6 protein-coding genes are annotated in these 7,139 nt (G+C 73.0%); 5 read left to right on the top strand and 1 reads right to left on the bottom strand.

The window, feature by feature from the left end; genetic code table 11:
* A partial coding sequence (locus H5J30_RS12405; RefSeq protein ID WP_181787491.1) for an SGNH/GDSL hydrolase family protein occupies nucleotides 1–1,178 on the top strand: 1,178 nt, incomplete at its 5' end.
* A gap of 180 nt (nucleotides 1,179–1,358) precedes the next feature.
* Nucleotides 1,359–3,323, top strand: coding sequence for a TerD family protein (locus H5J30_RS12400; protein ID WP_309505511.1), 1,965 nt, complete (start codon nucleotides 1,359–1,361; stop codon nucleotides 3,321–3,323).
* 70 nt (nucleotides 3,324–3,393) lie between these two features.
* Here H5J30_RS12400 and H5J30_RS12395 read toward each other — a convergent pair whose 3' ends face one another.
* A complete protein-coding gene (locus H5J30_RS12395; protein ID WP_258563276.1) occupies nucleotides 3,394–4,260 on the bottom strand; it encodes a D-alanyl-D-alanine carboxypeptidase family protein in 867 nt (288 codons plus the stop codon).
* 401 nt (nucleotides 4,261–4,661) lie between these two features.
* Here H5J30_RS12395 and H5J30_RS12390 point away from each other — a divergent pair, with 401 nt between their 5' ends.
* From H5J30_RS12390 to H5J30_RS12380, 3 genes are all read left to right on the top strand, one after another.
* Nucleotides 4,662–5,081, top strand: coding sequence for a DoxX family membrane protein (locus H5J30_RS12390; RefSeq protein WP_181787489.1), 420 nt, complete (start codon nucleotides 4,662–4,664; stop codon nucleotides 5,079–5,081).
* 132 nt (nucleotides 5,082–5,213) lie between these two features.
* Nucleotides 5,214–6,440, top strand: a complete 1,227-nt coding sequence (locus tag H5J30_RS12385; protein WP_181787488.1) for a lipase family protein — start codon at nucleotides 5,214–5,216, stop codon at nucleotides 6,438–6,440.
* 170 nt (nucleotides 6,441–6,610) lie between these two features.
* Complete coding sequence (locus tag H5J30_RS12380) at nucleotides 6,611–6,865, top strand: hypothetical protein (protein WP_181787487.1); 255 nt, start codon at nucleotides 6,611–6,613, stop codon at nucleotides 6,863–6,865.
* The last annotated feature ends 274 nt before the right edge of the window (nucleotides 6,866–7,139 follow it).

Below are 7,139 nucleotides of genomic sequence, written 5' to 3'. Positions count from 1 at the left end.
CGACGACGCCCGCCGCCGACGCCACCGCCTTCGCCGACCAGACCCTGCGCCAGGTCGTCCACACCAGCGCCGGCGGGCGCGCACTCCGCATCCGCCTCACCAACCGGTACGGCACGGAACCCCTCGTCGTCGGCGAGGTCCGCGTCGCCCGCTCCGTCCCCGGCGACGGCACCGCCGTCGTACCCGGCACGGACCGCCAGGTGCGCTTCGGCGGCCGTACGTCGGTGACGCTGGCGCCCGGCACCCGGCGGTGGAGCGACCCGGTGTCGCTGGACGTACCGACGGCGGCCGACCTCGCGGTCAGCGTCTACCTGCCGCAGCCGACGCCCGCCGACACCGTGCACAGGTCGGCGTTCCAGCGCAACCACGTCGCCGCCGGGAACGTCGCCGCGAAGCCGGCCGTCGACCCCCAGCGCACCGTCACCAGCTGGTACTTCCTCGCCGGCATCGCCGTCGCCGGCGCCGCACCGGGGACCGACGCGGGGGCGGACACCGGCTCCCGGCAGGCGATCGTCGCCTTCGGCGACTCCATCACCGACGGCTCCGCCACCACCGTCGGCGCCAACCGCCGCTGGCCCGACGTCCTGGCCCGCCGCCTCCGCGACGAGGCGGGCCGCCCCGGCACCGGCGTCCTCAACACCGGCATCGGCGGCAACCGCCTCCTCCGCGACCCCAACCCGCCCCCCGGCTCCAACGCCGAGAAATACGCCCCGTACTTCGGCGAGGCCGGCATCCGCCGCTTCGCCCGCGACGTACTCGACCAGCCGGGCGCCCGGCACGTCGTCGTCCTCCTCGGCATCAACGACCTCGGCCACCCCGGCCGCGACGCCCCCCGCGACGAGGAGGTCACCGCCGCCGAGCTGATCAGCGGCCACCGCAGCCTCATCCGCCAGGCCCACGCCCGCGGCCTGCGCATCCACGGCGCGACGGTCCTGCCGGTGGAGGGCGACGACCTCGGCTTCTACACCCCGGAGCGCGAGGAGGTCCGCCAGACGGTGAACGACTGGATCCGCACCGCCGGCGAGTACGACGGCACGGTCGACTTCGACGCGGCCACCCGCGACCCCGCCCACCCGAGCCGCCTGCTGGCCGCATACGACAGCGGCGACGGCCTGCACCCGAACGACGCGGGCATGGAAGCGATGGCGGCCTCGATCCCACTGCGCCTGTTCACGTAGCCCCGAGCCCGGGAGGGGGGCGGCCGCAACACCGCGGACCGCCCCTCTCGTTCGGGAATGCTCCGACACGCCCCCGTAAGGGCCGAACGGTCCCGTGGCACGGCGGCGCCCCGGTGGCAGAATCCGCACGCCGACGAGGTCCCGATCAGCGGGAATCGGTGCGCACAGGGGGTGGGGGCCGTGACGACGAAGGTGAACGAGGACGTCTGGTCGACGGATCCGGGCTACGCACACGACTGGGCGCTCCTCGACGTGGAGACATCCGGTCTGCGCCCCGGCCAGGACCGGGTGCTGTCCGTCGCCGTCGCCACGATCGACCCGAAGGGACGGCGGACGGGCACGTACGAGACGCTCCTCGACCCCGGGTGCGACCCCGGCCCGGTCCACGTCCACGGGCTGACCCACGACCGGCTCGCCGGCGCACCGAAGTTCGAGGAGGTCGCCACCCGACTGAGCGGGCTCCTGGAGGGCCGCGTGCTGGTGGCGCACAACGCCCAGTTCGACTACAACTTCCTGGCGCACGAGTTCGCGCGCGCCCGCTCCTGGCTGCCGGTGTCCCGGCGGCTGTGCACCCTCGCGCTGAACCGCCAGATCGCGCCTCCGACAGCCGACTTGCGGCTCGACACACTCGCCGCCTACTACGGCGTGCGGCAGATGCGCCCTCACGACGCGGGGGACGACGTCCGGGTCCTGGCCGGCATCCTGCGCGGGTCGCTGGTGTCCGCGGCCGGTCTGGGCGTGCCGTTACCGCTGGTCGCCTGTCCGCCGCGGCAGGAGTACAGGCCGCGCGTACCGAAGACGCCCTGCGCCTTCGGCAACCCCGGACGGCTCACCGACGGCGCACCGTTGGTGCAGGGCATGAAGATAGCGATCACCGGGGAGACCGACATCTCCCGGGAGGAGTTGATCGCCAGGTCGGTGGCAGCCGGGCTCAACGTGATGACCTCGGTGAGCAGGCACACGAGCGCGCTGGTCACCAACGACCGGGACACCTCGTCGGCGAAGCTGCGACGGGCGGTGGCGGAGGGCGTGCCGTTGCTCGACGAGCACACGTACGTACGCCTCCTGGGCGACGTACGACCAGGCAGAGCCCCGGGCGCGGCGCCGATGCCGGCTTCGCCGGAGGCGGGGGCGCTTCCCGGTCCGTCCTCGCCCCCATCGCCCGAGCCGCTGCCCGCAGTCTCCCGCTCACCGGTCCTCGCGCCTCCCGTGCCTCCTGCGCGCTCCGCCGGGGAGGCGGCGCTGCCCAGTGCGACACGTACCCCGCCCGGGACCGGGGGCGCGCACAAGCCGCTGGCGGGGCGCAGGGTGCTCGTCCTGGGCGGACGTCACGACGAGGCCGCTGCCGCCCGGGTCCGTATCGTGGAGTTGGGAGCGTCGGCCGCGGTCAATCTGTCGGCGCGCGTGACGGACGTGCTGTGCCTGCGCGACGGCAGGCACGATCGGCGCATGGAGAGGATCCGCTCACTCGGGCTACCGCTCCACAGCGTGGACTGGCTGGCCGCACCCGACAGCGGCCCCGTCCCGGATCCCGGCCTCGCCCTCAGCCGCCTCCTGGGGCAGGTACCCGAGGTGGTGACGGCGGACGCGCACACGCAGGAGCGGCCGGCCCTCGCCGCCGTGCTGCCCAGGGGCGGAGTCGTCGACCTCCCGGCCACGGTCCAACGGGCCGGCTGGAGCCTCACCGCCTCCTGGGCGCAGTCCACCCCGTGCGAAGTCGATGTGGTCGCGTTCGCCGTGGACGGCGACGAACAGGTCCCCGGCGATGACCAGTTCGTCTTCTACGGTGCCGCGGAGAACCCGGACGGCACGGTCCGCCTCGCCGCCGAGGCGCCCAGTGAACAGGCCGTGACGATGGACCTCGTCGGGCTGCGGCCCGGTATCCGAAAGATCGTGATCGCGGCGGCCATCGACGGCGCCGCGACCTTCGGCGACGTGGGACCCATCGAGATCGTGACCGCTCCCGGCACGGCGGCTCCTCCCGTCGCCCAGGCGACCCTCGACGCCGCCACCACCGAGCGCACCCTGCTCCTCGCCGAGATCTACCGTCGCGCGGACGCCTGGCGCTTTCGCGCCGTCGGCCAGGGCTACGACCACGGCCTCGCCGCCCTCGCCCGTTCCTACGGCGTGGACATCGAGGACTGAGTACGCCGCGGGCGGTGTCGCCGAGGCCGGTTCGCGGGCCCGGACCGCAGTCCGGGCCCGCGGGGCGGGATCAGTCGCGCTGGGCGTTCTCCGGGAGTTGGCGGAGTTGCATCGTGCTTGCCGTGCGGCTGCCGAAGCCGTAGTCCAGGAGCTTGGCCGCGTCCCTGTAGCGGTCGCTGGCGTTGAGGACCACGCCGATGTAGACCTTGCCGTCGCGCTTGGCGGTGAAGACCAGGCACGGGCCCGAGGGCGTGGTGGTGCCGGTCTTCATGCCGTTGGCGCCGCTGTAGGAGCCGAGGAGCTGGTTGGTGTTGTGCCAGGTGTACGTGCGGCGGTTGCCGTTGCTCGCGGTGCCGTAGCGCACGGCCTTCGTCTTGGAGATGATCTCGCGGAACTTGCCGGAGTAGCCGTACGCGCTCTTCGCCAGCTTCGCCATGTCGCGCGGCGTCGAGTAGTTGTTCCCGGTGGAAGAGATGCCGTCGAAGGAGTCGAACTTGGTGTTCGTCATCCCGAGGAAGGCGGCCTTGCTGTTCATCTTCTTGATGAACGACTTCACCCGCGCCGAGCGGGTGCTGCCGGAGCCGTACGTGTCGGCCAGGGCGTACGCGGCGTCGCAGCCGGAGGGGAGCATCATCGCGTACAGCAGCGTGCCGACGGCGACCTTGTCGCCGGTCTTCAGGTCTGCGGTGCTGGCGCCCTTGTTGACGACGTAGTCACGGTACGCCTGCTTGATGGTGACCTTTTTGTCGAGGTTCAGGTTCGGCTGGCTGAGCACCACGCGCGCGGTCATGATCTTCGTGGTGCTGGCGACCTGCCGCTTGGTGTCGGATCCCTTGCCGAAGACCTTCGCGCCCGTCGACCCGTTGATCAGGAACGCGCCCTTGGCGGAGACCGTGGGCGCGGCGGCGGCCTCGGCCGCGCTCGCCGGAGAGGCCATCGGGGCCACGGCCAGCAGGGCACCCGCGGCCACGACGCCGGCGGTCGCCTTACGGAACCGGGTGCCCGTACGGCGCGGGCGGACGCTGTGTTCTGTTGTTGTCAAGGCAGTTGCTCCGATGCTCCGAATGTCGGTGCGCGGCGCGCGTGCACGCTGCGCTTGCGCGCTGCGCGCGGCGCCGGCGCGAGCCTCACGGCAGGCGCGGCGGCTTCGCCGCTCCCTGTCCGGACTCACGAGGGTGCCCGATGGATGTACGGCGGCGGGTGTGATTTTCGCCGGACCGGGTGGGGCGTACGGGCCGGGCGCGCACGACGGGCACTCCTGGGGCGCCCTTGTGCTTGACGCGGCCGCGCCCGGGGCATAGTTGTGTCCTCAACTACTTCTCGTGGCCGGAGGCTTCGATGGATGTTCTGGTACTGATCGGCCGGATTCTCTTCGTCCCCCTCTTCCTCAGCTCCGCGGTCGGCCATCTGACGCAGACCAAGCAGATGGGACAGTACGCCGCGGCCAAGGGCGTACCGGCGGCCGGGCCGGCGACGGCCGGCAGCGGCGTGCTGCTGCTGGTGGGCGGGCTCAGCGTGCTGCTGGGGGTGTGGGCGGACCTCGGGGCGCTGCTGCTGGTGGTGTTCCTGGTGCCGACCGCGCTGCTGATGCACGCGTTCTGGAAGGAGGAGGACGGGCAGGCCAAGCAGACGGAGATGGTCCACTTCAACAAGAACATCGCGCTGGCGGGGGCGGCGCTCATGCTGTTCGGGTTCTTCTCGTACGTGGGCGACGACCTCGGGCTCACCCTCACCGGGCCGCTGTTCGACATCAGTTGACGCCCGGGGTGCGGGGGACGGGGCGTACGGCCGTGCGTGCGCGGAGGGTTGACATGTCCGCGGAGGGCGCGCTTTCTTACTGACAAGTCAGTAACTTCCGTTGGCAGAGTCGCACTCCGAGGAGTCGCCCGCATGCATGGCCGTACCCTCCGGCGTGCCTTCGGCACGCTCGCCGGCACCACCGCAGCGGCAGTCGCCGCCACCGTCGCCCTCCCGCTCGCCGCCGCCACGGCGGCGGAGCGGCCGCCGTTCTACGAGCCGCCCGCCACGCTCCCCGCGGACAACGGCGACGTCATCCGCTCCGAGCCGTCCGTCTACTACCTCGACCCGCTCAAGGCCCTCAAGGTCGACGCGAACGTCCAGCGCGTCATGTACCGCTCCACCGACGGCCAGGGCGCGCCCGTCGCCGTCACCGGCACCGTCATCACCCCCAAGTCCGCCTGGTCAGGACCCGGCGAGCGCCCCGTCATCGGGTACGCCGCCGGCACCCAGGGCCTCGGCGACCAGTGCGCGCCGTCGCGCCAGCTCGCCAACGGCACCGAGTACGAGGGCCTGTTCGTCAAGGGCCTCCTCGCCCGCGGCTACGGCGTCGCCATGACCGACTACGAGGGCCTCGGCACCCCGGGCCTGCACACCTACATGAACCGCGCCGTCCAGGGCCAGGCCGTCCTCGACTCCGTACGCGCCGCGCAGCGCCTGCCCGCCGCGAACCTCCCCGACGACGGCCCCGTCGCCGTCTACGGCTACTCCCAGGGCGGCGGCGCAGCCGCCTCCGCCGCCGAACTCGCCCGCTCCTACGCCCCCGACCTCGACGTCAAGGGCGTCGCCTCCGGCGCCGTCCCCGCGGACCTCGCGGCGGTCGGGCGCAACCTCGACGGCTCCCTGTACGCGGCGTTCCTCGGCTTCGCCGTCGCCGGCCTCGCCGAGGGCTCGGACGTCGACCTCGACCCGTACCTCAACGACCGCGGCAGGCAGGTCATGGCCGAGGCGGCGGAGACGTGCACGGCCGAGGCCGTACTGCGCTACCCGTTCCTGCAGTCGAAGACCCTCACCGCCGACGGCCGGCCCATCACCGACTACATGAACGCGTCGCCGTGGCGCGAGGTCGTCGAGGAGCAGCGGATCGGCGCGCGGAAGCCGGAGGTCCCGGTGTTCGTCTCGCACAGCGTGCTGGACGACGTGATCCCGTACGCGGTCGGGAAGGAGCTCGTCGCGGACTGGTGCGCGAAGGGCGCGACGGTGGACGTCTCGACGAACGTCGCGCCGACGCACGTGGGCGGCGCGGTGGCGTCGTACCCGGCGGCGTACCTGTGGCTGGAAAACCGGCTGGCCGGGAAACCGGCACCGTCCGACTGCTGAGCGGCGGCCCGTCGGGGCGATGGGCTCGCCCCTGTGTCCAGGGGCTCCTCCCCCGGGGTGGTTTCGGCAGGCGGAACACCTGCGTCCGTCGCCTTCGCCGCCTGGGGAGGGAAGAACCGCGCGGGGCGCGCGAGTTGCCGCCCGCAGGTCGGCGCAGGAAGGACGAGCCCATGGCCACGTACGACACCGAGATCCACACAGGGGGCGGCGGCTGGCAGGAGGACCAGCCGCTGTCGCTCAGCATCGCGAACCGGAACGAAGTGGTCCCGGGGGACGCACCGCCCGCGACGGGCACGACCGTGACGTGGAGCGGCGAGGCCGGCAACGGCTCCGTCACGTTCTTCGACGGCGGCAACAACTTCGAGGGGACCGCGCAGTTCCCGGGCGAGGGGCCGGTCGGCTACCGCGGTCAGCTGCAGGGCTGAGCGGACCCGCCGCCGCGGGGCGTCGTGGGGCGCCGGCTGAAGGCGCCCCACGGCGCGCTCTTGGGCGCGGGGGTGGGCCGCGGGGGTGCGGGGCTTGGGCGTGCTCAGGGCTTGCGTGCCGATGCACCGTACGCGGCCACCTGCTCCGACTGGCGCCGCCGCAGGAATGCCCGGGGACGACCCGGGCAACCTTGCGTCGGCGCACCCGGACCCGCCAACGCGCGTGTGCCGACCGTCAGTCGGGCGGGGTCCTGGCCCCGCGCAGCAGCGTGGT

The organism is Streptomyces phytophilus (assembly GCF_013870535.1).
Taxonomy (GTDB): Bacteria; Actinomycetota; Actinomycetes; order Streptomycetales; family Streptomycetaceae; genus Streptomyces; species Streptomyces phytophilus.
Note: the sequence above shows the minus strand (reverse complement) of the source record. Positions and strands in the feature narration are given on the sequence as shown.